The sequence below is a fragment of the Cupriavidus numazuensis genome (assembly GCF_905397435.1).
GTDB lineage: Bacteria > Pseudomonadota > Gammaproteobacteria > Burkholderiales > Burkholderiaceae > Cupriavidus > Cupriavidus numazuensis.
The window spans coordinates 35,943-61,553 of sequence record NZ_CAJPVI010000031.1; the positions used below are offsets into that span (position 1 = coordinate 35,943).

At 63.9% G+C, this 25,611-nt stretch carries 22 protein-coding genes; 15 read left to right on the plus strand and 7 right to left on the minus strand.

Going from position 1 to position 25,611, the window contains the following annotated elements; all coding sequences use genetic code 11:
- Positions 1-23: 23 nt before the first annotated feature.
- Complete coding sequence (locus KHO41_RS23200) at positions 24-3,179, plus strand: transglycosylase domain-containing protein (RefSeq protein WP_244873984.1); 3,156 nt, start codon at positions 24-26, stop codon at positions 3,177-3,179.
- Here KHO41_RS23200 and KHO41_RS23205 read toward each other — a convergent pair.
- Both KHO41_RS23205 and KHO41_RS23210 read right to left on the minus strand, forming a co-directional pair.
- Positions 3,152-3,403 carry a GlsB/YeaQ/YmgE family stress response membrane protein gene (locus KHO41_RS23205; protein WP_211955630.1) on the minus strand — a complete coding sequence of 84 codons (252 nt, stop codon included), beginning with the start codon at positions 3,401-3,403 and terminating at the stop codon, positions 3,152-3,154. The two genes, KHO41_RS23200 and KHO41_RS23205, sit on opposite strands and share 28 nt — an antisense overlap.
- Before the next feature lie 128 nt (positions 3,404-3,531).
- Positions 3,532-5,088 carry a methyl-accepting chemotaxis protein gene (locus KHO41_RS23210; protein ID WP_211955631.1) on the minus strand — a complete coding sequence of 519 codons (1,557 nt, stop codon included), beginning with the start codon at positions 5,086-5,088 and terminating at the stop codon, positions 3,532-3,534.
- A 245-nt stretch (positions 5,089-5,333) separates the two neighbouring features.
- On the opposite strand from KHO41_RS23210, the gene chrA reads away from it, so the two are divergent.
- A complete protein-coding gene (gene chrA, locus KHO41_RS23215; RefSeq protein ID WP_376989725.1) occupies positions 5,334-6,575 on the plus strand; it encodes a chromate efflux transporter in 1,242 nt (413 codons plus the stop codon).
- A gap of 27 nt (positions 6,576-6,602) precedes the next feature.
- Here the strand turns inward: chrA and KHO41_RS23220 are convergent, their stop codons facing one another.
- From KHO41_RS23220 to KHO41_RS23230, 3 genes are read right to left on the minus strand one after another with little or no spacing between them, the layout of a single operon-like run.
- The gene (locus KHO41_RS23220; RefSeq protein ID WP_211955632.1) at positions 6,603-7,826 is read right to left on the minus strand and encodes an MFS transporter; all 1,224 of its coding nucleotides are present in this window, start codon (positions 7,824-7,826) and stop codon (positions 6,603-6,605) included.
- A gap of 23 nt (positions 7,827-7,849) precedes the next feature.
- Positions 7,850-9,052: a chromate transporter gene (locus tag KHO41_RS23225; protein WP_244873985.1), complete on the minus strand. Its 1,203-nt coding sequence runs from the start codon at positions 9,050-9,052 to the stop codon at positions 7,850-7,852.
- Positions 9,053-9,077: 25 nt separating this feature from the next.
- Positions 9,078-10,037 carry a chromate resistance protein ChrB domain-containing protein gene (locus KHO41_RS23230; RefSeq protein ID WP_211955633.1) on the minus strand — a complete coding sequence of 320 codons (960 nt, stop codon included), beginning with the start codon at positions 10,035-10,037 and terminating at the stop codon, positions 9,078-9,080.
- Positions 10,038-10,248: 211 nt separating this feature from the next.
- Here KHO41_RS23230 and KHO41_RS23235 point away from each other — a divergent pair, with 211 nt between their 5' ends.
- The 8 genes from KHO41_RS23235 (at position 10,249) to mhpD (ending at position 16,092) form a co-directional block, all read left to right on the plus strand.
- Positions 10,249-10,434 carry a hypothetical protein gene (locus tag KHO41_RS23235; RefSeq protein ID WP_211955634.1) on the plus strand — a complete coding sequence of 62 codons (186 nt, stop codon included), beginning with the start codon at positions 10,249-10,251 and terminating at the stop codon, positions 10,432-10,434.
- A gap of 194 nt (positions 10,435-10,628) precedes the next feature.
- Entirely contained in the window at positions 10,629-10,946 is a 318-nt protein-coding gene (locus tag KHO41_RS23240; protein ID WP_211955635.1) for a hypothetical protein, read from the plus strand.
- Positions 10,947-10,972: 26 nt separating this feature from the next.
- Positions 10,973-11,305 carry a hypothetical protein gene (locus KHO41_RS23245; protein ID WP_211955636.1) on the plus strand — a complete coding sequence of 111 codons (333 nt, stop codon included), beginning with the start codon at positions 10,973-10,975 and terminating at the stop codon, positions 11,303-11,305.
- A 115-nt stretch (positions 11,306-11,420) separates the two neighbouring features.
- Complete coding sequence (locus tag KHO41_RS23250; RefSeq protein ID WP_211955637.1) at positions 11,421-12,458, plus strand: TRAP transporter substrate-binding protein; 1,038 nt, start codon at positions 11,421-11,423, stop codon at positions 12,456-12,458.
- A gap of 92 nt (positions 12,459-12,550) precedes the next feature.
- Positions 12,551-13,072, plus strand: coding sequence for a PPC domain-containing DNA-binding protein (locus KHO41_RS23255; RefSeq protein WP_011301334.1), 522 nt, complete (start codon positions 12,551-12,553; stop codon positions 13,070-13,072).
- Between the two features lie 12 nt (positions 13,073-13,084).
- Positions 13,085-14,989, plus strand: coding sequence for a TRAP transporter large permease (locus tag KHO41_RS23260; RefSeq protein WP_211955638.1), 1,905 nt, complete (start codon positions 13,085-13,087; stop codon positions 14,987-14,989).
- 7 nt (positions 14,990-14,996) lie between these two features.
- Complete coding sequence (locus tag KHO41_RS23265) at positions 14,997-15,290, plus strand: YciI family protein (protein ID WP_211955639.1); 294 nt, start codon at positions 14,997-14,999, stop codon at positions 15,288-15,290.
- Between the two features lie 7 nt (positions 15,291-15,297).
- Positions 15,298-16,092, plus strand: coding sequence for a 2-keto-4-pentenoate hydratase (mhpD, locus tag KHO41_RS23270; protein WP_211955640.1), 795 nt, complete (start codon positions 15,298-15,300; stop codon positions 16,090-16,092).
- A gap of 850 nt (positions 16,093-16,942) precedes the next feature.
- Here the strand turns inward: mhpD and KHO41_RS23275 are convergent.
- Positions 16,943-17,830, minus strand: a complete 888-nt coding sequence (locus KHO41_RS23275) for a LysR family transcriptional regulator (protein WP_211955641.1) — start codon at positions 17,828-17,830, stop codon at positions 16,943-16,945.
- Positions 17,831-18,008: 178 nt separating this feature from the next.
- On the opposite strand from KHO41_RS23275, the gene KHO41_RS23280 reads away from it, so the two are divergent.
- The 3 genes from KHO41_RS23280 (at position 18,009) to KHO41_RS23290 (ending at position 21,218) form a co-directional block, all read left to right on the plus strand.
- Positions 18,009-18,680 carry an alpha/beta hydrolase gene (locus KHO41_RS23280; RefSeq protein WP_211955642.1) on the plus strand — a complete coding sequence of 224 codons (672 nt, stop codon included), beginning with the start codon at positions 18,009-18,011 and terminating at the stop codon, positions 18,678-18,680.
- Positions 18,681-19,202: 522 nt separating this feature from the next.
- A complete protein-coding gene (locus KHO41_RS23285; protein ID WP_211955643.1) occupies positions 19,203-19,985 on the plus strand; it encodes a hypothetical protein in 783 nt (260 codons plus the stop codon).
- A gap of 222 nt (positions 19,986-20,207) precedes the next feature.
- Positions 20,208-21,218: a DUF4917 family protein gene (locus tag KHO41_RS23290; protein ID WP_244873986.1), complete on the plus strand. Its 1,011-nt coding sequence runs from the start codon at positions 20,208-20,210 to the stop codon at positions 21,216-21,218.
- Between the two features lie 91 nt (positions 21,219-21,309).
- Here the strand turns inward: KHO41_RS23290 and KHO41_RS23295 are convergent, their stop codons facing one another.
- The gene (locus tag KHO41_RS23295) at positions 21,310-21,705 is read right to left on the minus strand and encodes a hypothetical protein (protein WP_211955644.1); all 396 of its coding nucleotides are present in this window, start codon (positions 21,703-21,705) and stop codon (positions 21,310-21,312) included.
- A gap of 403 nt (positions 21,706-22,108) precedes the next feature.
- On the opposite strand from KHO41_RS23295, the gene KHO41_RS23300 reads away from it, so the two are divergent.
- Positions 22,109-23,977 carry an SIR2 family protein gene (locus KHO41_RS23300; protein ID WP_244873987.1) on the plus strand — a complete coding sequence of 623 codons (1,869 nt, stop codon included), beginning with the start codon at positions 22,109-22,111 and terminating at the stop codon, positions 23,975-23,977.
- Positions 23,977-25,425 (plus strand): argonaute/piwi family protein, encoded by a 1,449-nt coding sequence (locus KHO41_RS23305; protein WP_211955645.1) that lies wholly within the window; start codon positions 23,977-23,979, stop codon positions 25,423-25,425. Before KHO41_RS23300 ends, KHO41_RS23305 begins: the two co-directional genes overlap by 1 nt.
- Positions 25,426-25,611: the final 186 nt, after the last annotated feature.

A 25,611-nucleotide genomic window follows, 5' to 3' on the forward strand; every position in this document is an offset into this window, starting at 1 on the left:
CGGTAGAACGGGATGGCCAAAACGTGGCACGACGTGGCTGGATCTTCGCTGGCTTGGCAGTCGCCCTCTGTGGGGGCGGGTATGTCGTTTATAGCCTCGTATCGAATGAAGTGCGCAATTCGCAATGGCAGGCGCGCTACCTTGGCCGCTTTGCCAGCGAGTTGACCTTCGAGGTGCAGGCTGGCGCCAGTGACCGCATCAGGTTCCCGCATTCGGGCCCTTACGACGCCCGGATGGGTTACGGCCGCCTGCCACAGATCGCGCAGCGGCTCGGCGAGCGCGGCTTCGTGCCGGCCGAGCAGGCACGCATGTCGCCCGAGATGATCCGCCTGATGGACCAGGGCATCTTTCCGCCATACCGCGAAAAGAACCAGGCCGGCCTGGTGCTGCGCGACTGCAACAGCATGACGCTGGTGTTCGAGCGTTATCCCCAACGCCAGTACGACAATTTTGACGCCGTGCCGCCGGTGCTTGTGGGCGCGCTGCTGTACGTCGAGAACCAGGGCCTGCTCAATCCCGAATACCCGAGCATGAACCCGGCGCTGGACTGGAAGCGCCTGTCGCGCGCGGTGATCGACCGGGCCATCCGCTTTGCCGACAGTTCGCATGAATCGCCGGGCGGCAGCACGCTCGCCACGCAGATCGAAAAATACCGGCACTCGCCCGAAGGCCGCACGCAATCGATTCCCGAGAAATTCCGGCAGATGGCGTCGGCCTCGCTGCGCGCCTATATGGACGGCCCCGATACCCAGCGCGCCCGCGAGCGCATCGTGGTCGATTACCTCAACACCGTACCGCTGTCCGCGCGCGTGGGCTTTGGTGAAGTCAATGGCATCGGCGACGCACTGTGGGTCTGGTATGGCGAGGACTTCGGCGAAGTCAACCGCCTGATGAAACAGATGGATTCGCGCGCGCCGACCGACCGCGAGGCACAGGCGTTCAAGCGCGCGCTGTCGCTGATCATCTCGCAGCGCCGGCCGTCCTACCATCTGCGCCGCGATGACACCAACCTCGACGCGCTGACCGGCAGCTACCTGCGCCTGCTGGCCGCCAACGGCGTCATCACGCCGGAGTTGCGCGATGTCGCGCTGCGGCAGTCGCTCGACAAGGCCGCGCCGCCGGTCCGGCCCGCACAGGAGCCGTTCGTGACGCGCAAGGCGATCAACCGCGTGCGTGCGGACATCGGGCGCCTGACCGGCGTGGACAGCCGTTACGACATGGACCGCCTGGACCTGACCGCGGACAGCACCATCAACCGTGAAGCGCAGCGCATCGTCACCGATACCCTCTTGCGCATGCGCAACAAGCCCGACGCGCACACCATGGGACTGTATGGCCACAACCTGCTGCGCGAACAGGACGACCCGTCCAGGCTGGTAGCGAGCTTCACGCTGTTCGAGCGCGTGGGCAATGCCAGCGTGGTGCGGGTGCAGGCCGACAACATCGACCAGCCGTTCGACATCAACAGCGGTGCACGCCTGAACCTGGGTTCCACGGCCAAGCTGCGTACACTGGTGACGTACCTGGAGATCCTCAGCGAACTGCACGCGCGCTACGCGGACATGAGCAAGGAAGAGCTGGCCGGCGTAAAGGTCGCGAAGCCGGATGCCCTGAGCCGCTGGGCGATCGACTACCTGTCCAAGGCGCGTACGCCGCAGGATCGCACGCTGGCAGCGATGCTCGACGCCGCGATGGAACGCAAGTATTCGGGCAGCGCGGGTGAAGGTTTCTACACCGGCGGCGGCCTGCAGAGCTTCACCAACTTCGAGCGCTGGGAGGGCGAGCGCATCATGACCGTGCGCGTGGGCTTCCAGCACTCGGTCAACCTGGTGTTCATCCGCATGATGCGCGACATCGTGCGCTATGAGCTGTTCCACGGCAAGGTGGACATGAGCAATATCTTCGAGGACCGCAATGCGCCCGAGCGCCGCGTGTACCTCGAGCGGTTCGCCGACCAGGAAGGCACTGCGTACATGACGAACTTCTACCAGCGCTACCGCGGCAAGGATTCGGACCAGCGCCTGGCGACGCTGCTCGGACGCGTGCGCGTGAGCACGGCGCACTATACGGCGGTGCGCATGTCGGTGGCACTCTTGAGCGCGCGGCCGGATCTCGATGAAGAGAGCTTCGTGCGCATCATGCGCTCGCGCATGTCCGAGAAGCAGCTTGCCGGCGAGGACCTGCCGGCGCTCTATCGCAAGTACGGCCACGACAAGTTCAACCTCAATGACCGCGGCTACCTGTCGCGCGTCCATCCGCTCGAACTGTGGATGGTGGAGTACCTGGACAAGAACCCGGGCGCCACGCTGTCGCAGATCCTCAACGACAGCAAGGACGAGCGGCAGTATGTGTACCGCTGGCTGTTCCGCTCGCACAGCAAGTACGGGCAGGACAACCGCATCCGCACGCTGCTGGAGCAGGAGGCATTCCAGCGCATCGCGAAGCGCTGGCAGCGGGTGGGCTACCCGTTCGATTCGCTGACGCCGTCGTACGCGACTGCGATCGGCGCGTCAGGCGATCGACCCGCGGCGCTCGCGGAACTGGTGGGCATCATCCAGAGCGGCGGCATGGCCACGCAGACCGCGACCTTGCGCAGCCTGGACTTTGCCGCGAACACCCCCTATGCGACGCGCTTCGTGCTCCAGCCGGAACCGGGCAAGCGCCTGCTGCCGACGGAAATCACGGACCTGGTGCGGCGTTCGATGCTGGATGTGGTGGAGCGCGGCACGGCCAAGTCGATTGCCGGGGCGTTTGTGGTGCCGGGCAAGGGCGGCGCGCCGGTCCCGATTGCCGGCAAGACCGGTACCGGCGACCAGCGCTTCCAGACCTATGGCCCGGGCGGCCGGCTGATCTCGTCGCGTTCGGTCAACCGTTCGGCCACGTTCGTGTTCGTGCTTGGCGAGCGCTTCTTCGGCACCGTGACTGTCAACGTCAGCGAGCCCTATGCCGCGCGCTACAGCTTCACCAGCGCGCTGGCGGTGCGGGTGCTGCGTTATCTGGCGCCGCAGGTGGCATCGATGGCGACGCCGGGCAGCGAACAGGCCCTGCTGCGCTGCCGCGACCTGCCGCAGGAGATCCGCCTGCCGCGGACCGAGGCCCTGGCGTCGCCGCCGGAAGGTGCGACCGCGTCGGCGGACGTGATGAAAGTGGATCAGCCCTTGCGGCGTACCATGCCGTAGAGCACCAGCAGCACGATCGCCCCTAGCACCGAGGCAATCCAGCCGGCCGGCTGGCCCGGCTGGTACCAGCCCATCGAGCGGCCGACGAAGCCGGCTACCACCGAGCCCAGCACGCCGAGCAGGATCGTCATGATCCAGCCCATCTTGTCGTCGCCGGGCTTGATGGCCCGGGCGATCAGTCCCACGATGAGGCCGACGAACACGGTGCCAAGGAATGCCATCATGATCTGCTCCTGCTGTGGAAGGGATCGCGGCGGGCGCCAGTCCCGCTCGTTCGCTGGCGCCGCCCGCTGCGATCCATCATACACGCGGCCACGGCAGGTGGCATGGCCGCGCGATGCCGCCCCGCCGCTCAGGCGCCGGCGAGCCTGAACTGCCCGACGGCGTGGTGCAGGGCAGCCGCCTGGTCTTCCAGCGACGCGGCGGCGGCGGCAGCTTCTTCGACCAGCGCTGCATTCTGCTGCGCCATCTGGTCCATTTGCGACACCGCCTGGTTGACCTGCTCGATGCCGCCGGTCTGCTCTTCGGTGGCCGCCCGCATCTCGCCCATCAGGTCCGTGACGCGCTTGACCGCCTCGACGATCTCGTCCATGGCCTTGCCCGCGCCTTCGACCAGCACGGCGCCGTCTTCCACGCGCTGCGCCGAGTTGCCGATCAACGCCTTGATCTCCTTCGCGGCGGTGGCGCTGCGCTGGGCCAGCGTGCGCACCTCGCCGGCCACCACGGCAAAGCCGCGGCCCTGCTCGCCGGCGCGTGCGGCTTCGACCGCGGCGTTCAGCGCCAGGATATTGGTCTGGAAGGCAATGCCTTCGATCACGGCGATGATGTCGACCACCTTGCCCGACGCTTCCTTGATGTCGCCCATGGTGGTGACCACCTGGCTGACGATGCTGCCGCCGCGCACGGCGATCTCGGACGCGCCCTCGGCCAGGCGGCTGGCCTGGCGCGCATTGTCGGCGCTCTGGCGGACGGTGCTGGTGAGCTGCTCCATGCTGGCCGCGGTTTCCTCCAGCGAAGCCGCCTGCTCCTCGCTGCGGCGCGACAGGTCGGAGTTGCCGGCGGAAATCTGCTTGGCCGCGCCGGCGATCGAATCGGCCGAGCCCCGGATGCTGCCGATCGCACCGGTCAGGCGCGATTGCATCTGCTGCATGGCGTACAGCACGCTGTGCTCGTCGCCGGGCCGCACCTCGACCGTGGTGCTCAGGTTGCCTTCGGCGATACGCGTGGCAATCTGCGACGTGAGCGTGGGCTCGCCGCCCAGCTGCTTCTGCAGGCTGCCGGCCACGCGCAGCATGACCACCGTCATCAGCGCGCCTACACCAAGCAGCAACGCCAGCGCGTTGAGCAGCGACGCACGGAACGCGGCTTCGATGTCGTCCAGGTACAGGCCGGCGATAAAGTTCCAGTCCCACGGGCGGAAGTTGGCGACATAGCTGAGCTTGGGCTGCGGCGCCTCGGCGCCGGGCTTGGGCCACAGGTAATGGACGAAGCCCTTGCCGGAGCCCTTGCCGATGGCGGCGATATCGCGGAACAGGTAGGTGCCGTTGGGATCCTTCGTGTCCTCCATCTTCTTGCCGATCATGTCGGTCTTGAACGGATGCATGAGCACCTCGGTGTCGGAGCGCATCAGCGTGAAGTAGCCGTCGTCGCCGAAGCGCATCGCGCGCACGCGATCGAGCGCCTGCTGTTTGGCGTCTTCCAGCGGCATCTTGCCCGCCTTGACCAGCGCCTCATACCCGGCCACCACCGACACCGCGGTATCGGTGACGTGCGCCAGGTCCAGCCGGCGCTCCTCCATGCGCAGCGCGCGCATCTGCCATGCATTCCACAGCGTGATGCCAAGCAGGCATACCCAGCTCAGCACCAGTGGCAGCAAGAGCTTTTTCCTCAGACTCAGGTTTTGCAGCATTGCCTCTGTTTCTCCCCATTTGCTCGGTGTCATCGGACTTCTGGCGTCCGTCCCCGCCATAACGGCGGCCCCTTTGACTAACTTGATTGGGGTAATACCTCCTTGAATGCAGCACGGTTTCTTCGTCTTTTGGAGGGAAGTGGAGACATCGTCACCGAGGAGGCTGGGGCCTGCCCTAAAATCGGCGACGGTCGCCACCGGCAGCTGGCGCGGCGCCAATCCCACCGACCCTACCAGGAGCACGCATGGCAGCGACGCCACGCAACCCGATGACGCAACCCGATGCAGCCAACGACAGCGGTACGCGCGATCCCGGCGTCCTGTCGGTGTTCCTCGTATTCCTGCGGCTGGGACTCACGTCGTTCGGCGGGCCGGTGGCGCATCTCGGGTATTTTCGCGACGAATTCGTCACACGCAGGCGCTGGATGAGCGAACGCGCCTACGCGGATCTCGTGGGCCTGTGCCAGTTCCTTCCTGGCCCGGCCAGCAGCCAGGTCGGCCTCGCACTTGGGATGTCGCGCGCCGGATATGCGGGGGCGCTGGCAGCGTGGACAGGTTTCACACTGCCATCGGCGCTGGCCATGATCCTTTTCGCGCAGGGATTGGCAGCATGGGGAGCCGGCGTTCCGCCGGGCCTGTTGCACGGCCTCAAGCTCGTGGCCGTGGCCGTGGTCGCGCAGGCGTTCTGGGGCATGGCGCGCAACCTTTGCCCGGACACGCTGCGCGTGACCATCATGGCGATTGCCGCGTGCCTGGCCGTCGCGGTGCCCGGGCCATGGATCCAGGTCGCGGTCATCGCCGCCACGGCCATCGCGGGCCTCATGCTGATCCGTGCCGAGACGGCGCCTGTGCATGATCCTTTGCCGATGCCGGTCAGCCATCGCGCGGGACTGGTGGCGCTGGCGCTTTTCGCCGTGCTGATGGCCGGGCTGCCCTTGCTTGCCCGTCATGCGAGCGCAGGCGCGGTGCCGATGTTCGACGCGTTCTTTCGCGCCGGCGCGCTGGTGTTCGGCGGTGGCCACGTCGTGCTGCCGCTGCTGGACGCGGCCGTGATCCCGACCGGCTGGGTGAGCCGCGATGCGTTCCTGGCCGGCTACGGCGTGGTGCAGGCCATGCCCGGGCCGCTCTTCACCTTCGCCGCGTTTCTTGGTGCCGCGATGCAGAGCGAACCGTCCGGCTGGGTCGGCGGCTTGCTGTGCCTGGTGGCGATCTTCCTGCCCGGCATGCTGCTGGTGATCGGCGTGCTGCCGTTCTGGGAAAGCCTGCGCCGCAGCCGGCGCGCGCAGGCCGCGCTGGCGGGCGTGAATGCCGGCGTGGTCGGTCTGCTGCTGGCTGCGCTTTACCAGCCCGTGTGGACGAGCGCGGTGCATGCACCGCTCGATTTCGGGCTGGCCGTCGCGGCGCTGGTGGCGCTGATGTGGTGGCGGCTGCCGCCCTGGCTCGTCGTGGCGGTGGCTGCCGCGGCCGGGTGGGCGGCGGGGCTGTAGCGCCGGCCGCGGTTTTTCGCACGCGGGCTACCGCTCGGGCTCGACGCGCCGGAATGCCCGCAGCAGGGCAAGGTCATAGCCGATCTTGAGCAGGCCGCAAGCCACCAGCGGCGCAGCGGCCCAGCCTGCGGCCAGCATGGCTCCCGCCAGCGTGGGGCCAAGCGCGGCGGCCAGGCTTCTCGGCACCGCCGTCAGGCTGGCGGCTGCCGGGCGTTCGGGGGGCGTCACCACGGCCATCACGTAGGCGGTGCGAGTCGGCACATCCATCTGCGACAGTGCGCTGCGGGCCAGCAGCAGTACCAGCGCCGGCACGAGTGCAGGCGCCATGGCCGCGGCAATCAGGCACAGGCTGGACGGGATATGCGTGAACACCATGGTGTTCAACAGGCCGACGCGGCGCGCCAGCGGCACGGCCACGAGCTGCGATGCCGCCGACAACAGCCCGGCCCAGAAGAAGAACCGGCCTGCATCGCCCGGTGACAGGCCAAAGCGCTGCATCAGCCAGAGCGACAGCAGCGCATTGACCACCAGCCCGCCGGCGAAGGCGTCCACGCTGAACAGCAAAGCCAGCCGCATGACGATGCTGCGCGATGCGCCCAGCGGTACGCGCGGCGCGTCCGCGTGCGGATCGTGTGCAGGCAGCCGCGCATAGAGCCACCACAGCGTGCCTCCCACCAGCGCGTACAACACGAACATCGCGCGCATGGCCGCGAGCGGTGCCAGCATCCCATGTCCCGCAGCCCAGCCTGGCAGCGCTGCCGCGAGCGCACCGAAGGCCGATGCCAGCGAACCGCTCAGGCTGTAGCGCGCAAACAGCGCCGTACGTGCCTGCGGGCTGGCCGCATCCGCCAGGCGTGCGTGCTCCAGTGGCAGGAACAGGCTGACATCGCCCGAGCCGGGATTGATCGTGCCGACAAAGGCAACGATCACCAGCGGCCACAGCGAGGATAGTCCGGCAAAGCCGAGGCCCGTCGCCACCATCAGCGCGGCGGCCAGCGTCAGCATGCGCCGCAATGGATAGCGGTGCCCGAGTACGCCGACCAGGATGGTTGCCAGCGCGGACCCCGCCAGCGTGGCACTGCCGATCAGCCCGACTGCGAGCGGATCGAAGCCGAGCGCCAGCAGGTACGCCGGCAGCAGCACGGCGACAAAGCCATCGCAGATGCCGCGCAGGGCGCGGCCCAGCAGCAGCGTCAGGGCCACCGGGTCGATACCCGGCGGCAGGAGGATACTGGCGAGCCTGGCCCGCATCGGCGTGCCCCTGGTGCAGTGGACTAGTGGTGGAGCAGCGGATAAATGGCCAGACCCGCCAGGGCCGCGCCGGCCACGATCACCGGTTCCGGCAGCTTCCTGAACCGGAACAGCAAGGCAACGGTGCCAAGCGCCAGCAGGATGGTCGGCACATCCACGATGGCGCGCCTGGCCAGCACGATCACCGCGCCCGTGATGGCACCGACCGCGGCCGCGGTGACGCCGTCGACAAAGGCCTGGATCGCGGGCAGCTTGCCGTACTTCTTGAAGTACGGAGCCGGCAGCACCGTGAACAGGTAGCACGGCAGGAAGGTTGCGGCGGCGGCCACGCATGCGCCGGGCAGGCCCGCGACCAGATAGCCGATGAAGCCCACCGTGATCACCACCGGCCCGGGCGTGATCATGGCGACGGCCACGGCATCGACAAACTGCTTGTCGTTCAGCCAGTGGTGCTCGGTGACCACGCCGCCATAGAGAAACGGCACGATGGCCAGGCCCGACCCGAACACGAAGGCACCGGCCTTGGCGAAGAACACGCCGACCTGCGCGAGCAGGGGCCAGTCGACCGCACCTGCCATGCCGCTGGCCGCCGGAAGCTGCGTGGCCGCCATCGCGCTGGCGCCGCCGTGGCGCAGCCATGCAGGCGGCGCGCGCCAGAACCAGACGACCACGCCGGCAGCCAGGAACAACCAGGCGATCTCCGATTCCGTGGCGACGGTCACGGCCGCAAGCACCAGGCAGATCGCCCACAGCAGCCTGTCCTTGCCTACGCTCTTGACGGTCAGCTTGTACGCGCTGATGGCAATGATGCCGATCACGGCGGCTCCGACCCCATAGAAGACCGACTGCATCCACGACAGTCCGCCGAACCGTACATAGGCCCAGCCGAGCGCCAGCACCATCAGGAAGGACGGCAGCACGAATGCAATGCCTGCCAGCGTGGCGCCGGCAATGCGGTGGTGCACGTAGCCAAGATAGATCGCCAGCTGTGCCGCCAGCGGTCCCGGCGCCAGCTGCGCGAGCGCCAGGCCTTCACGGTAGTCGGCATCGCTGATCCACTCGCGTTCGCCCACCAGGTCGCGGTGCATGTAGCCCGCCAGCGCCACCGGGCCGCCAAAGCCGAACGTGCCCAGGCGGAAGAAATAGCGCACGAGCTGCCAGAGCGTGCAAGGCGGTTGCGCGGCAGCCGTGGCATGCTGCATGGCGGAGGGCTGGGGCTTGTTCATGGTGGTCCGCTTGACAGGTATGGCGTCAGCGCCGGGCGCTGGCCGAGAAGTGGGCATAGAGCGAATCCAGCACGAGGCTGATTTCCGCCAGCAGGGTGTCGTCGCTGGTGTGCCGTTCGCGGGCGCCGGCCAAAACCGCCTCGAAGCCGCTGGCTTCCGGCACGGCGGGGCCGCCGATGTCCAGCGCGTGGATGACCGTGCCCAGTCGATGCAGGGCAGGGTCCCCGTCCAGCCCGAAGCTGGCCAGCAGCACTTCGAAGGAGACGAGGTCGCCGACATGTGTGAATGTCGCGCCGTCAAAGTCGAAACCAAGCGCATCGGCCGGACAGTCTGCCGGTGCGTCGATCCAGAGGAAGCTGGCATGCGGGTCGATGAAGCGCCGGATCAGCCAGGCGCAGGCGACACGGTCGACCCATAAACGGCGCCGGGTTGCCCAGAGCCGGCCCTGGTAGCCTGACCGGTCGCGCCGGGGCACGTTGCCGGCCGCGCCCCGCGGTTCGCCCGGCGAGCGCAGCGTCTCGATAGCGGCCGAAAAGTCCTTCCACTGGGCCTCGGCCTGCACGGATGCATCGTTGGGAAAGAAGTCGACCTTTCGGATGGCGTCGTAGGCACGCCCGTGCCGCCGCAACAGGCGGGCAAGTTCCGCACTGCCCAGCCCGGACAGCGTCTTGCGCGCGTCCGACAGCGTGGCTTGCCAGTCGGCATAGTCGGCGCTGCGGTCGAACAAGGCCAGGCAGGCCGCATGCTCGTCCGGATCCTGCGGGCGAACGTCGAGCAGCCAGGCCTGCCCGCCTTGCTGGCGGGTCTCGTCGGCAAGCTCTTGCAAAGTGACGCATTGCGCATGGCCGCCCGGCAGCAGGTAGGCGCCGTCGCGCAAGGCGGCGCAACCGAGCGCACGGACGGTGCGCCAGATTCGCATGCGGGCGGTGGCGCCGGAAGTGGGCAGGCTGACGATCAGCAGCGTCCACGAGTCTTCGCTGTTCATGGACCGATGATAGGACTGCCATCGCCTTGTCTTCAATGCTGTAGCGATCTCTACAAAACTCGAGCCTGAGATTCCGGCATGGTGTGATCGATGTACTGCCGCCGACACCCATGTCAGCAAATCGTCAAGAAACTGCCCTACGGTAAAGATTTGGCGCACCAGGCGCCGCCTCGCACCGCGAAGCAGCCTGGCATTACCTGCAGGAGGGACCATGTCGGTCAAACTCAGGTGCTGGTCGGAGGATGGCGAGGAAGTCATCGACGTTCCCGGGGCCACGCTGGCTGCACAGGTCGCGCAGGCCACCGCGCAACCTGCCCTCGACGCACCGAAGCTCCCGGCGGAGTTCACGAAGTGGACGATGCCCGATGATCCGGACCGCTACGCAGACTTCGCATAGCCCATGCGGCGCCCGGGGCATGCCTTCTGGCGCCGTCGCCCGCTCGCAAGCATGCATGCGAGGCGGGCACCTCCCTCCCTCAGGAAAGGCTGATATCTCGCTTTATGCATAGGACGCGGCAACGCGTTTTCATATGCTTCGGTCATCGCGCTGCACCCTTCCACTCGCGGCGAGAACGATGACTGGAGACATCAATGCCCCTGTTCCTTAACGAAGTCTGGCTTGGCGATATCAAGCCGGAACTGATCGAAGAGGCCGTGACCTTCTTCGGCAACCTGAGCGTCGGCACCAAGCCCGACAACCTTCCGCCCGACCTGCGCATGATCGCCGGCCCCTGGCTCTCGGCCGAGGAGGCGAAGGTGATGTTCATCTTCGAGATCGACGACCCGTCGACCATGTTCGATGCCTACGCCGAGCGCGTGGTCAGCGGCCTGTTCGCGCGGCGCAAGCTGACGCTGCTTTCGGGCTGGGACCAGATGAAGGCTTACACCGATCGCGTCGCCAACGCCTGACCTGCATCGAGACAAGGAGAACGAAGATGCCGAAGTTTTTCAATGAAGTCTGGCTGCGCGACATGTCGCCGAAGACCATGCAGGGGGTCGTGGATTTTCTGGGCAACCTGCGCAACGGCGTGCGCCCGCACAACCTGCCTGGCGACCTCAAGCTGCTCGCCGGCCCGTGGCTGTCCAACGAAGAAGCGAAGGTCTATTTCGTGTTCGAGATCGACGACCCGACCGAAACGTTCGAGGCCTTTGCCGAACGCGTGGCCGACGGGCTGTTCCTGAAGCGGCGGCTGACGCTGATCCAGGACTGGGACGGTGCGCGCAGCTTTTCGCGCTACCTCAGCGGACGTCCGGCCAAGGCGGCATAAAAACAGAAGGGCACCACATGTGCCACGGGCGGCCTCCCGGCGGCCGCCGCCGCATCGCGTGGGAATCGCGCGGAACGCCGGAAACACTACAAGATCAGACCGCAGGAGACAAACCATGAGCGGGTTCAACAACGGGCGCCGCCTGGCGCTCAAGCAGGGGATTGCGCTGGCGGCGGCTTCGGCCGCGTCCGGGCTGATGATCCACACACCGGCGCGTGCCGCGGGGCAAACGTACAACTACAAGCTCGGCATCGCGCTCGATGCGACTCACCCGACGACCGTCAACCTGACCGCTGCCGCGGCCGAGATTGCGCGTGCTTCGAACGGCCGCCTGAACATCCGGGTATTTCCGAACAGCCAGCTCGGCAGCGACACCGACATGGTGTCGCAGGTCCGCTCGGGCGCCATCGACCTCGTCAGCACGGCGGGCCTGATCTGGGGCACGCTGGTGCCCGCAGCTTCCATCAGCGGGATCGGGTTTGCATTCCCGAGCTATGACCACGTCTGGAAGGCCATGGATGGCGACCTCGGCGCGCATATCCGCGGCGCGTTCGCGAAGGTCAACCTGATGCCGCTGCCGAAGATCTGGGACCACGGCTTCCGCCAGGTCACCAGCAGCAACCGGCAGATCAACACGCCGCAGGACCTGAGCGGCTTCAAGATCCGCGTGCCGCTGAGTCCCGCACTCACGTCGATGTTCAAGGCCTTCGGTGCTGCGCCGGCAGGCATCAACATGGCGGAAACCTACACCGCGTTGCAGACGAAGATCGTCGACGGCCAGGAGAATCCGCTGACGATCCTGGGCACGCAGCGGCTTTACGAAGTCCAGAAGTACTGCTCGCTGACGTCGCATGTGTGGGACGGCTTCTGGCTGGTCGCGAACCTGCGCACGTGGAACGCGTTGCCCGAGGACCTGCGGCAGCTGGCAGCCACCACGTTCGATACGTATGCCGTCAAGCAGCGGCAGGCCGTCGATGCGCTCAACACCCGCCTGCGCGAAGAGCTGAAAGGCCGCGGCATGGTGTTCAACCAGCCTGATGTGAAGGCTTTCCGCGACTACCTGAGCAAGGCGGGCTTCTACCGCGACTGGCAGAAGAAATTCCCGGCTGAAACCTGGGCGCTGCTCGAACAGTATTCGGGCAAGCTGGCCTGACCACAACCCACGGCATTTCCAATCCGGCACCGCTGGCCGGTGGCTGCACGCCACCGCCGCGGCTGCGCTCACCCAGAATTCCAGGAGACATCATGACCTTCCTCGCGCGCATGGCATCGCTCGTCACGCTCGGCCTTACCCTTTCCTGCATGGGCACGCAAAGTGCCGCGGCGCAGGAGCTGAAGGGCAAGTACATGAAGACGCCGACGGGCTACCTGATGGTGCTGCGGCATGGCGACAACGTGCTCCAGAACCTCGAGCAACTCGCGCGGGACGAGCATATCCCGAGCGCCAGCTTTGTCGGCATCGGCTTCATGTCCGAAGCCACGTTCGGCTTCTACGACTTCGGCCGCAAGCAGTTCGATCCGAAGACGTACCGCAATGTCGAAATGGCCAACATGACCGGCTCCATCGCATGGAAAGAGGGCAAGCCCTCGATCCACGCGCATGGCACCGTCACGGACGGCACGTTCCAGGGCGCGGGGGGCCATCTTCTGGGGCTAACCGTCGGTACCGGCTCCTGCGAGATCACGGTCACGGTCTACCCGCAACGGCTGGATCGCTTCGTCGATCCGGAGATCCAGGCAAACGTACTTGGCTTGCCGCAGCAATGACGGAGGCGGGACATGTCCACGCATATGGTCGATATCAATCCCCCGGGCATGGAGTCCCATGCCGGGGCGCTTCCTGGCCACACACCGGCGCGCGTCCTGCAACTGGCTGACAAGGCGCTGGGCGTAATGTCCGAAGTGCCGGCGGCCCTGCTCGTGGTGGCCGAGATCGGCGTGCTGTTCAGCGGCGTGCTGAGCCGCTATGTCCTGCACACGCCGCTGGTGTGGGTCGACGAGCTGGCGTCGCTGCTGTTCATCTGGCTCATCATGCTCGGCGCCGCGGTGGCGTTCCGGCGCGGCAGCCATATGCGCATGACGGCGCTCGTCGATGCCGCGGCGCCGAAATGGCGCGGCGTGTTCGAACTCGTCGCCACGGTTGCCGCGCTCACGTGGCTCGCGCTGGTCGCGCATCCCGCCTTTGAATTCGCGAGCGAGGAGGCCGCGGTGACCATGCCGGCGCTGGACATTTCCAACGCCTGGCGTGCCGCCGCGCTGCCGCTCGGCATCGCGCTGATCCTGCTGATGAGCGTGGTGCGGCTGCTGTCCACGTCGAGCCTGCGCATGGTATTGGTGGCGCTCATTGCGTGCGGTGCGGTCGTGGGCGGACTGGTGCTGCTGCAGCCCGCCTTGCAAGGACTCGGCAATGCCAACCTGCTCGTGTTCTTTGTCGGCATCGTTGGCCTGCTGGTGTTCACGGGCGTGCCGATCGCGTTCTCGTTCGGTCTTGCCACGTTCGGCTACCTGTCGCTGACCACGTCCACGCCGACCATTGTCGTGATCGGCCGCATGGACGAAGGCATGTCGCACCTGATCCTGCTGGCGGTGCCGATGTTCGTGTTCCTCGGCGTGCTGATCGAGATGACGTCGATGGCGCGCGCCATGGTGCAGTTCCTCGCCAACCTGCTCGGCCATATTCGCGGCGGCCTGTCGTACGTGCTGATCGGAGCGATGTATCTCGTCTCCGGCATCTCGGGCTCCAAGGCGGCGGACATGGCGGCCGTGGCGCCGGCGCTGTTCCCGGAGATGAAGAAGCGCGGCGCCGATGATGGCGACATGGTCGCACTGCTCGCGGCAACCGGCGCGCAGACGGAAACGGTGCCGCCGAGCCTGGTGCTGATCACCATCGGCTCGGTGACGGGCATCTCCATTGCCGACCTGTTCACGGCCGGGCTGATGCCGGGCATCGTGCTGGCACTGGTGCTCGGCCTGGTTGTGTGGTGGCAGGCCCGCAAGAACGGCAGCGCCTGCAGCGCGCGTGCCACCCGGGCCATGATCGGCAAGAGCCTCGTCGTGGCATTGCCAGCGCTCGCCCTGCCGTTCGTCGTGCGCGCCGCGGTGGTGGAGGGCGTGGCGACGGCGACGGAAGTGTCCACGATCGGCATCGTCTACGCGCTCATCGTCGGCCTGCTTGTGTACCGCAAGCTCGACGTCAGGCAGCTCTGGCCGGCACTCGTCGATACGGCGGCCCTGTCTGGCGCGATCCTGCTGATCATCGGCACCGCTACCGGCATGGCGTGGTCGCTCACGCAGTCGGGCTTCTCGGGTGACCTGGCAGCGGCCATGGCGCAACTACCGGGCGGAGTGCCCGCCTTCATGGCGGTCTCGATTGTGGCCTTCGTCCTGCTCGGCAGCGTGCTGGAAGGCATTCCCGCAATCGTCCTGTTCGGGCCGCTGCTGTTCCCGATCGCGCGCCAGCTCGGCATTCACGATGTGCACTATTCGATGGTCGTCGTGCTTGCCATGGGCATCGGCCTGTTCGCGCCGCCGTTCGGCGTCGGCTACTACGCCGCCTGCGCTATCAGCCGCACCAAGCCGAGCGAAGGCGTGCGCCATATCTGGCGCTACATGACTTTCCTGTTCATCGGCACCGTCGTCGTGGCGGCAGTGCCGTGGATCTCCACCGGTTTCCTCCATCACTGAGCGTCCCATGAAATTCGCAGCCATCGTCGAGTACGCCAACGAGCCCGAGCGCCTTGCGCAGTTCCGGCCCGCCCATCGCGCCTATCTGCAGGACCTGTTGCAACACGGACGGCTGGTCATCGCCGGCCCGTTCGCCGACGGCAGCGGCGGCCTGTTCGTGTACGAAGTCGCCAATGAAAGCGAGGCATCGAAGCTCGCCGCCAACGATCCGTTCGCGAAGGCGTCGCTGTTCCGAAGCGTCGTCATGAAGCCCTGGAAGCTCGTGTTCGCGAGCCAGGACAACCTCAATCTTCCGCTGTAAGGCGCACATGAATATGGACACCACCATGCTGCAGACTCTGGCAGCATCGCTGCGCCGTGCCGCGCAGCAGAACCAGCCGATCCCGCCCGTGCGGGACGCACTGGCCGCCGTGGGCGTTGCAGGCGCGTACGCGGTACAAGACATCAATACCGCGTACTACCTCGACAGCGGTCGCCGGCTGACGGGCCGCAAGATCGGTCTGACGTCGAAATCCGTACAGCAGCAGCTTGGCGTCGATGCGCCTGATTTCGGCATGCTGTTCGCTGACATGGAGCTTGCTCCCGATGAGGAAGTCGCGCTCGACCGCGTGCTGCAACCGAAGGTCGAGGCGGAAGTGGCCGTCGTGCTGGAGCGCGATCTGAAGCACGAACAGGTCACGCTGTCGCAGCTGATCTCCGCGATCGCTTATGTGTTGCCGGCTGTCGAGATTGTCGGCAGCCGTATCGCAAACTGGGACATCCGCCTGCTGGACACCGTGGCGGACAACGCGTCGTCGGGCCTGTACGCGCTTGGGACGCAGCCGCGCAAGCTGTCGGAGGTGGATCTGCGCATGTGCGGCATGCTCATGGAGCGCAAGGGCGAGGTGGTATCGCTTGGCGTGGGCGCCGCGTGCCTTGGCCATCCGCTCAACGCTGCGCTGTGGCTCGCTCGCAAGATGGCGGAAGTGGGACGGCCGTTGCACGCGGGCGACGTCATCATGACCGGGGCGCTCGGGCCTATGGTCACTGTTGCGCCGGGGGATATTATCGACACTACCATCGCGGGGCTTGGTACTGTTCGCACTGTGTTTGCGGCTGACTGAATGGGACGATTTCAAGTCAGATCTTTTGCTGAATTGCGGGGTGTCGTGCTTGGCAGGCGCTGCTGTTTCGCCGGCGTAGCCGGCGAGTCACTTTTGTCCGAGCGACAAAAGTAACCAAAAACGCGTTTTGGTTGCCCCAAAGGGGCGAATTTTTATCGTAGTGTGCTGAGGGTGTTGTACGGGTATGGGCTTCAGAGTGAATTACGCTGCCTGCCGCGTGGGGCACCACCGTGAGTGGGAATACAGCGCTGATTGAACGAGCCCTGCAAGCGTTCGTGGCCCCTGCTGCGAGCGATATCGTGTGATCGCCTTCGGCTGCGCTGCGCGCAGAGCCCTAGTCTGAGCACGCAGGCCCAGGGCAAATCAGGCCCGGGTAAAGATGCCGCGCTTGCATGCGCGCAGAGATAGGAAATCTGGACTCGGGCGCCGGCGACGCTGATGAGCGTGCACCCAGACGACTACGTGCGCGCAGCGCAGCCGAAGGCGTCCCACCACTGATCTTATTGGAACGCTGTACCCGAGTCCGTCTTGGGGATCGTCCAAAAGCCGTGCCGCGCGAGGCACAGGTTCTGACTCACATGGCGTAGCAGGGTCGAACGGCTGACCACCATCGCAGGCGTCCAAAGCCGTTGGAACCACTGCCGCCGTGGAATTGATGGCCAGCGGCAACGACGCGCTTTTCTGCCTACTCTTTTGTCGCTCGGACAAAAGAGTAGGTCGCCGGCTACGCCGGCGAAACAGCGGCGCCAGCCAAGAGCGACACCCCCAATCCCAACCACAAAGCCCCCGCCGGCCACGCCGCCGAACCACCGGCGCCCGCCAAGAACGACACCTCAATCCCAACCACCCCTCACACCCGCGTCAACTTCCGAATCAACTCAATAACAGTCCGGCTCGCATACGTCAGCGGCCGCTGCGTACTGGTCGCCAGCACCAGCGTCCGCGTGAGCACCGGATCAACGATTCGACTCACCCCAATGCGACCGAGCTTCATGTCAACTTCCACCGCTTGCCGCGTCAGGATCGTGTAGGCCGCACCGTTGGCGACGATCTCGCGCATGGCGGTCAGCGAATCGACCTCGATCTGCGTGTTCAGCTGAACGCCCGCCTTCTTCGCCTCGTCCAGCAGCATCATATGGAAGCCATCCGGCGCGCCCGGCAGCACCAGCGGCAGCGCCGCGGCATCGGCGAACCTGCAACTGGGGCTGGCCACATTCGGATCGCCCGCCCGCGCGATCAGGTAGAGCTCGTCGGTGGCGAGCTTTTCGTCGGTCTTGTGGATGCGCTCGCCATAGCGCGAAAACACGCCCACGTCCGTGCGGCCGCTGGCCAGCGCTTCTTCGATATTGCCCGCGAACCCCTCCATCAGCCGCAATTCGATCTTCGGGAAATCCGCGCGCACGCGCTGAAACAGCGGGCCAACGATCTGCTGCGTGATCGACGCCTGCAGGGCCAGCTTGACCGGGCCGCTCGGCACTTCGGCACGGTCCCGGATATCGTTCCTGAGCAGTTCGAATTCGCCGAGCAGTGATTTCACGCGCGGCATGATGGACTGCCCGAATTCCGTCAGGACCACGCCGCGGCCCGTGCGGTAGAACAGCTTCGCGCCGAACTCGCTTTCCAGCGCGGCAATGTGCTTGCTGAGCGCGGACTGCGCGATGCCGCGTGACGCGCAAACCTTGCTGAGACTGCCGGCTTCGACGATGTCGGATAACAGTTGTAGGTGCTTGATGTCCATCGTCTGTCTGCGCCTGTGGAGTCGGGTCCCTTTGGGTCGCGACGATTGTAGCGAAAGGCTCGCGCAGCAGTGTCCTGAAAGCATGGTGCGAACGCGGGGAAGGGCACCAGCCTGTACCATCGCGTCTGGGCCGTGTGGCCCGCGCATCAGGCAGACGTGGCAATTCGCGAGGAAAGGAATGGCATTGCAATCGGGGACCGGGAAGATGTTCGTGGCGGGCGAAGCGGGCAGGATCGAACTGATCGTCGATATGCCTCGCACGGCGGCAAGTGGTATCGCAGTCGTTGCGCATCCGCATCCGCTGCAAGGCGGCACGGCCACGCACAAGGTCCCGCATGTGCTCGCGAAAGCCCTGGCCGCGCGCGGCTATGTGACGGTGCGCCCCAATTTCCGCGGCGTGGGCGAGACCGAGGGCGAACACGATGCTGGCGACGGCGAGACCACTGACACCGTGACGGTCGTGAACCATCTCCGCCAGGAATATCCGGACCTGCCGCTGGTCCTGGCGGGGTTCTCGTTCGGCGCCTATGTCATGGCGCGCACGGTGCAGGCACTCGGCAGCCAGGGGCTGCCATGTCCGCACGTGATCCTCACGGGCATGCCGTGGGGGACCATCCCGGGGCACCGCAGCTATGAGACGCCGGATGTCCCCTCGACGGCGCTGGTCGTGCACGGCGAGAAGGACGAGCGCGTGACGCTCGGCGCCGTGCTGGACTGGGCGCGTCCGCAGGAAATGCCCGTCGTGGTCGTGCCCGGCGCCAACCATTTCTTTACCGGCAAGCTCTCCGCGCTGGAGCGCGTGGTCGGTCGCTATCTTGACCATTTGCCGGAGCCGTCAGCGTCCGCCTGACCTGCCGCACTGGATTCACCCCGCCCCCACTGTCCGCAAACAATAAAGTCGTTACCGGTTTCGCCCGCTAAACCTTATGCTGCGGTCGACTGTCTCCGGGTCCGAATGAGTAAAGTCGTTACCGCCGAATAAAGCACTTGTGGTTCGTTTGCCATGGTGATTGATTTCAACTATCGGTGCGGCGGGCCACACGGCCCGAATCCATAGCAGCATCGCCTTTGACGCCGATTGTTGTGCCACTGCGAACATCTAGAGCGCGCCGACCACGAGCGTGAATCGAAGTCTGCCCTTATCAAGGGCGGTGGCACAGGTAGAAGAGGTAGCACGCGAAGCCGCATAGTCCTTGCCAACCGCGAAGTTAAATATGATTATTGCGACACATTTAACTTCGCGATGGGGTAGTCAGTGAATGTTTTCAAACTCCGGCCTGGTAATGGGGATTGGATTGAGCTTCGCTCGCCAGCCGTGTTCCACGCTGCAACAAGTAAGAAATATCCGTGGTTTCAAGAGCGAGACGGGAAGGTGCGGCACTATGCAACTTGTCCTGAATGCGATAACCCGGTTCAGGTCATCAATCTGGACGTCGATACGAGGGTTGATGGTGCGGGGCGGAGTCTACCGCTGTACGCCAAGCACACCGCATTCAATGTGCAAGGCATAGCCGACTATGATGAGGAGGCATACGACGAGTGTTCCCTCGCAAATCCACGGTCTTTCAACGGTAACGAGAGGCGGCCTTCCAGCAGTAGGTTTGCAAACGACGTATTGCAACTCCTTGTGAGGGAGCCAGATGCTCTACATATCATTGCTGAACGATTTCTGGACGCCTACATTCCTGATGAGCTGTTCGCAGCCATGCTGAAACAGTTCGCGGTTCAGCAAGGGCATTTATACCGCGCGGTGACGACGTCCAATTTGCCCTTCGCAGTGCTCTACATGAGCGGCAGCCAGGACCTGTTCACCTGCCGGCCGAAGTCAGGCACATCCCCGGTGGCCCTAGCTGTTAGCAAGAGCACGATTTTTGAAATGAAGAATGGCCGCATCGCCCGGCGCACAGGAACGAAGGGCTCACTGCGGTTCTTCGTAACAGACCACAAGCAGGCGAAGTCGCTGGAGGATACGCGACCGTCCTCCGAGGATACCGGTCAGTCCATGAAGCTCATCATCGAAGAGCACATAGGCGAGGAGAAGAAGGCCCTCTACAGCTCCCGGCATGAGCTGAGGGATATCACGTACTTCCGAAACCTCGTTGGGAAGCGGGAGCGCTTCCGGGAGATGGCGAGGGAGTCGTTTGGGGAGAGATGAGTTCCCAGTTGGCGCGGTGCTGCGTGCTATGTGTGGCCTCATTGCGGAGCGCCAAAAGTTGGCGCTCGCAATCCTCCTGAGTCATCGGCTACCGGGCAGCGGATGGACGGTTTCAGGCTTATCCGTAGAGCTCGTCTCCCGGAATTGAACCTCCACGCGACGGCATCTTGATTGTGCAAGCCCGTTGCGGCAGCTATCGTAACGGAGTATTACTGCGGAGAGATGATGCCACTCCCTATCGTTGCGTGGGAAGAATTAGCGCATAATTATCGAGGTACGATATTGCTCGGTAACGGGGCGAGCATTGCGGTGGACCGCCGCTTTCAGTATCGCTCGTTGCTGGAGCACGCGCGTGAAGAGAACCTTCTGCCGGAAGACGCGCAGCGCCTGTTCGACTTCTTCGACACGCAGGACTTTGAACTTATCCTCAGAATCGTATGGCAGGCGACGAACGTCAACCGGTCACTCCAGATTCCGGATGAGCAAACGCATGCTGCTTACCTTCGGGTTAGGGATTGCCTGATTGAGGCGGTTCGGGACGTCCATCCGGAGTACCAGGAGGTGCGTGAACATCTCCCTCATATTCATAGATTCCTTCGCGAATTCAATACGGTCGTGTCGCTCAACTACGACCTTATCGTCTACTGGGCCACGGCCTATGGTTTGGACATCGCTAACAGGCATTCTTTTAAGGACTGCTTTGTCGGCGGTGGTCTATTGCACGACGACTGGCGGAAGTTGAGGAGACCTATCCGCGGCGACTTGAGGACCACCTTGGTCTTCTATCCACATGGAAGCCTCATCTTGTGTCGCAATCGTGTGGAGCAGGAACAGAAGATTCACAACCTCGACAACGGCCTGCTCGATGCCATTCTCCAACGCTGGGAGAGCGAGGAGGTTGTGCCTCTATTTGTATGTGAGGGCACGGCACAGCAGAAGATTAACACCATTCAAGGGAGCTACTATCTGTCGACTGTCTACCGTGAGGTTCTTGCGTCTCGCCAGGACAACCTCACAGTCTACGGGTGGGGCTTCGGAGAGCAGGACCTTCATCTTTTGAAGCGCTTCGCAGCCGCAGGTATTCAACGTGTCGCAGTTTCGGTGTACAGGGGCGACCAGGCATATTGCCGTCGCGTCGATGAAATCCTGCACCAGGGACTCGGGCAGAACATTCTGGTCGAGTTTTTCGATAGCGAGAGTGCTGGTTGCTGGCGGTATCCGGCGGAGGACTAGGCGCGGTCTATCGTACCTCCGCGCAGCCGAGTAGAAATTCATTGTGCGGATACGTCAAGGCGCCGCTGGTAACTGCCGCCCTGACAGTCGCCTACCGCCGGGGGTGCTTGCGAAGGTAGTCTCTCTCCTGTGCGAGACAGACGTCCATGAGGGTGCCTTCCCGATACGCCTCATACTCGCCGTTCCAGCGGTTACTCGACAGAACGAGGTCGTCCGCGATATACCCTGCTTTGAAGTCGCCTTCGCAGACAACTGCGATTGCGCTGGTCGACTTCATGCGCCCCACTCGGGCCAATGCAGCCTTCACGGACATCTTGGTGCCATTGAATGACTTCAGGGGGTTCTTCTCTGACGTGTAGTCGTTGACCTCGACAAGTATCTTGACGACGCCTGTCGCTGCTGCCACTTGGCTCGACAAAATGAAGAGGCACGATAGCGGAATGGCAAAGTGCATCGCGACGGCGGTAACGGTCTTGGTGAACTGCATTTGGGCGAGTGAAAGGGAGGACGCTGAACTCTAACGAGAGGTATCTCGGTCACGAACCCCACCCTAGAGGGAGTTTGCCTGCACCTTCGGCAGCATTTCACTGACCGGGGGTTGCACTCTGCCCGGCGTTGACCGGGCGCAGCAGCCAGTCTGGTAGGTCGCCATTCCCGGGGCAGCGGATGGCGCTAACAGGTGGCGGTACTGCGACATCAATGTCGGTCTCATCTTCGACAGTGAGGAGGAGTATCCAGACCCGGTGGAGTTGAAAAAGGGTCCTTGAGGCTCTGAGTTCGAACGGGTGCGGTGGGCCCAATCTTGGGAATCTATCAAGATTGTGACGATGACTCCGTGAGTCGGTTCTGATACCTTCTCGTTACATTCGGAAGCGATTGATGGGAGTCTTATGGATTCGTCAGTACGGGTGATGTCGGGGCCGGAGTTTGCGTCCGTATTCGCGCTTCGCCCCCACTTGTTTGCCTGGTTTCTCGGTGCTGGCGCCTCAGCCGCCTCCGGCATCCCGACCGGCTATGCGATGATTCGAGATTTCAAAACGCGAATCTTCTGCAGAGAGGTGGGATACACCCTAAAGGAGATTGATGCTGCCGACCCGTTGTGGATTGCTCGGATAGACGATTTTTTCAAGACAAACTCCATCCTTCCGCCGGATGGCGACCCCACTGAGTATTCGGCCGCATTCGAAGCGGTGTATCCCAGCGAACGACACCGCCGTCAGTATATTGATGATGCCATTCGCCTAGGGACACCTTCATTTGCTCATCGCGTCTTGGCTGCCCTGATGTCGAGCGGGAAGCTGAACGTCGTGTTCACGACGAACTTCGACCCGCTGGTCGAGACCGCCGTCACGCTGACTGACCAACTGCTCCCGCCCGATAAGCGAGCGCTGCCAACTCTAGCTGCAATTGATTCCGCCGAGCGGGCGTCTCGCTGCGTTGCCGAGTCAGATTGGCCGTTGATTGCCAAGCTGCATGGTGACTACAAGTCCACCAATATCAAGAATACCAACAGTGAGCTCGAGCACCAGGATGAGAACATGCGGCAGGTTCTTGTCGATGCGTGTCTACGGTTTGCTCTTGTTGTAGTGGGTTACAGCGGACGCGACACCTCGGTGATGGAAGCGCTGGAGTCTGTGCTGATGCAACCGCATGCCTATCCAAGTGGCTTGTACTGGGTGTGTTCGTCGAGGTCCAAGCTGCTTCCTGCTGTGAACAAGCTTCTGGAGAACGCGGCGATAGCGGGAGTGGACGTCTATATCATCGAATCAAAGAACTTCGATGAGTTGGCGGGCGACCTGGTTGCACAGGTCGATTTGCCCGATGTGCTGATGGAACATGTGATGCAGCGTAAGGCGCCGCCGCGCCTGCAACTCGTCAAGCCTCAGACCGTTGATGCGCAAGCATTTCCGGTTCTCCGCTATTCCGCCTTGCTTGTGAAAAGCGTGCCAATCGTTGCAAGATGTATCCAGCTGTCCAAGGCAAGCACGACGGTAGAGATACGAGCGCTGCTTAAGGAGCAGGGGTGCCGCGCTGTGGTCGCTTGCCAAGGGCGACAGCTTGCGGTGTTCGGAAACGATGCCCAATTGATTGGGGCCCTGCAATCCATGGACCCCAAACTGGACGGCACGATTCAACTGGACCCTGAGAAGGATAGCTGGGCGCTCGGCCTCATTTACGACGCGCTGACAAGGGCGTTGTCACGCCGGCGCCCGCTCGCACCACGCTTCAAGCGCTCCGGCCACGGGCTTGTCGTGGTCCGGACGCGGCCGGACGAAGAACAAGGGCTGGTGCGCAAGCGAGAGACAGAACTCAGCCGGTTGAAGGCCGCCTACGACGGTCCGCTAACGGGGACGGTGCAGAATCTCTCGTTTCCATACCAGGAGGGAGTCAACCTCAAGCTGGAGCGCATTGAAGGCCGTTGGTGGTGTAACTACGAGCCCTTTACGTTTGTTGATGTTCCCCTCCGAAATGAGAACTCCTCGGGTGCGGCAGCTGGAGATGCGCTGGCCTTGCCGCAAAGAGGTGGCGGTGACCCCGCAGGAGATTGGCGGCGCGAGCGGTGGGCTCGAAGGTACAACCCTCAATGGTCGCGAATCGTTGACGCTTGGGCGGCCCTACTTACCACTGGGGATAACGGCCACGTTTCGGCCTTTGGTTTGGCCGCGAACGAAGGCATTGATGCATCCTTCAATCTGTCGCCGGTCACAGGCTGGAGTCGACCGTCGCACCACCACGCGTACTTCGAAAGGACAAAGTGATGTCCGTTGCTGCCCTCTCAAAGCTCCCGCCGTTCACGCTACTGGAGGAGCCACTGCTCGCTTTCTCCCCGGTGGATACGAATCAGGTAGATGTCCATCCATTGCGCGGGCTTGTCCGCTACGGCCCATTCTCTAAGGCGTCGTTTGGTCGCTTCGCCTCCTCATTGCGCATTGCCACAGTCGGGCCGGCGAACGCGTTCAAGAGGCGCGGCGAGTTGATGACTTCGCTCCGCCAAGCCTTTGAGCCGTCTGACCGCTCGGAATACGTACCTAGGTATCCGGGCTTTGAAGAGCTGTTCGGAATTCAGCTGGTATCTGCAGCACCTTCTGCGCACGTGAAATGGCCAGAGTCTCTTGGGCAGTTGCCCGGCGAAGGCACTCCGTCGGAGCGCCTCTATGAAGCAATGGAGAACGCGCTGCGCCGACTCGATACAGTCCGGAACGACTTCGACGTGGTGCTAGTTCACTTCCCCGACAACTGGGGACCGGCAACCAGGTCGAAGGATTTCGATGCACACGACATACTGAAGGCGCTTGGCGCCAAGTACAACATACCAACGCAGGTTCTGAACGACCGGGCATTCACCTTCAAGTACAAGGCGTCACTAGCTTGGCGCCTGTCTATCGCGCTTTACGTGAAGGCAGGTGGAATTCCTTGGAAGCTGGCCCGTATGACCAGTGTGCCGGATGAGACGGCATATATCGGCCTTGCGTATGCGCTGAGAGGCGACCAACGTGATGCACATTTTGTGACATGCTGCTCTCAAGTCTTTGACATGGACGGCGGGGGCATGCAGTTCGTCGCATTCGAGGCCCGCGACCCGGTGGCGGATGTGCTGGAGGCAAAACGGAACCCGTTCCTCAGTCGTGACGATATGCGTGCGGTTCTGGCCCGAACCCTGGGGCTTTACCAAGGGCGTAACGGTGGTGCGCTCCCCAAGCGCTTGGTCATACATAAGACCACTGCCTTCAAGCCGGAAGAAATTGAAGGCGCCTTCGACGCATTGGCAGGCGTACCGGAGGTCGATTGCATTGAGGTTGGCACGAACGCAAGCTGTAGAGGAGTCTGGTTGATTGAGTCCGGGAGGGACGGTCCCAAGAGCAAACCATCCGGCTATCCCGTACCACGAGGAGTCGTAGTCGTACGCTCAGGCAATTCGGCGCTGCTCTGGGCGGCCGGGAACGCGCCAGGCGTGTCGAACACTGGGGATTACTACCAAGGGAAGAAGAGCATCCCGCGGCCGCTCCAGTTGACGCGGCACGCCGGTCGAGGCCCACTGGAGACCGTCGCGCTCGAGGCTCTCGCCCTGACCAAGATGGATTGGAATAACGATGCGCTGTACGACCCTGTGCCGGTCAGTATCCGGTACTCGCAACGACTTGCGCGGACGATTGCCAACGTGCCAGATTTGCCCGGCAAGACGTATCCGTACCGCCTGTTCATGTAGTTCAGACGCTGGAATATAAATGCTGGACCTGTTCACGCCCATACTCCCGCAGTCGAAGCTCTGCGAGAGCTTCAAACGCATCTCTGCTAGCGCCACATCAGCGGACAGTTGTACCCGTTGGCCGCGCACGGCGTCCGAGACCGAGTAGGGCGTGTGGCCTAAAAATTCGACAACCCGTGCCCTCAG

What these genes read in the sequence shown, in the direction of transcription:
- KHO41_RS23205 (WP_211955630.1), bottom strand. Translation starts at nt 3,403, where the DNA reads ATGATGGCATTCCTTGGCACCGTGTTCGTCGGCCTCATCGTGGGACTG.
- KHO41_RS23210 (WP_211955631.1), bottom strand. Translation starts at nt 5,088, where the DNA reads ATGCTGCAAAACCTGAGTCTGAGGAAAAAGCTCTTGCTGCCACTGGTG.
- chrA (WP_376989725.1), top strand. Translation starts at nt 5,334, where the DNA reads ATGGCAGCGACGCCACGCAACCCGATGACGCAACCCGATGCAGCCAAC.
- KHO41_RS23220 (WP_211955632.1), bottom strand. Translation starts at nt 7,826, where the DNA reads ATGCGGGCCAGGCTCGCCAGTATCCTCCTGCCGCCGGGTATCGACCCG.
- KHO41_RS23225 (WP_244873985.1), bottom strand. Translation starts at nt 9,052, where the DNA reads ATGAACAAGCCCCAGCCCTCCGCCATGCAGCATGCCACGGCTGCCGCG.
- KHO41_RS23230 (WP_211955633.1), bottom strand. Translation starts at nt 10,037, where the DNA reads ATGAACAGCGAAGACTCGTGGACGCTGCTGATCGTCAGCCTGCCCACT.
- KHO41_RS23235 (WP_211955634.1), top strand. Translation starts at nt 10,249, where the DNA reads ATGTCGGTCAAACTCAGGTGCTGGTCGGAGGATGGCGAGGAAGTCATC.
- KHO41_RS23240 (WP_211955635.1), top strand. Translation starts at nt 10,629, where the DNA reads ATGCCCCTGTTCCTTAACGAAGTCTGGCTTGGCGATATCAAGCCGGAA.
- KHO41_RS23245 (WP_211955636.1), top strand. Translation starts at nt 10,973, where the DNA reads ATGCCGAAGTTTTTCAATGAAGTCTGGCTGCGCGACATGTCGCCGAAG.
- KHO41_RS23250 (WP_211955637.1), top strand. Translation starts at nt 11,421, where the DNA reads ATGAGCGGGTTCAACAACGGGCGCCGCCTGGCGCTCAAGCAGGGGATT.
- KHO41_RS23255 (WP_011301334.1), top strand. Translation starts at nt 12,551, where the DNA reads ATGACCTTCCTCGCGCGCATGGCATCGCTCGTCACGCTCGGCCTTACC.
- KHO41_RS23260 (WP_211955638.1), top strand. Translation starts at nt 13,085, where the DNA reads ATGTCCACGCATATGGTCGATATCAATCCCCCGGGCATGGAGTCCCAT.
- KHO41_RS23265 (WP_211955639.1), top strand. Translation starts at nt 14,997, where the DNA reads ATGAAATTCGCAGCCATCGTCGAGTACGCCAACGAGCCCGAGCGCCTT.
- mhpD (WP_211955640.1), top strand. Translation starts at nt 15,298, where the DNA reads ATGAATATGGACACCACCATGCTGCAGACTCTGGCAGCATCGCTGCGC.
- KHO41_RS23275 (WP_211955641.1), bottom strand. Translation starts at nt 17,830, where the DNA reads ATGGACATCAAGCACCTACAACTGTTATCCGACATCGTCGAAGCCGGC.
- KHO41_RS23280 (WP_211955642.1), top strand. Translation starts at nt 18,009, where the DNA reads ATGGCATTGCAATCGGGGACCGGGAAGATGTTCGTGGCGGGCGAAGCG.
- KHO41_RS23290 (WP_244873986.1), top strand. Translation starts at nt 20,208, where the DNA reads ATGATGCCACTCCCTATCGTTGCGTGGGAAGAATTAGCGCATAATTAT.
- KHO41_RS23295 (WP_211955644.1), bottom strand. Translation starts at nt 21,705, where the DNA reads ATGCAGTTCACCAAGACCGTTACCGCCGTCGCGATGCACTTTGCCATT.
- KHO41_RS23300 (WP_244873987.1), top strand. Translation starts at nt 22,109, where the DNA reads ATGGATTCGTCAGTACGGGTGATGTCGGGGCCGGAGTTTGCGTCCGTA.
- KHO41_RS23305 (WP_211955645.1), top strand. Translation starts at nt 23,977, where the DNA reads ATGTCCGTTGCTGCCCTCTCAAAGCTCCCGCCGTTCACGCTACTGGAG.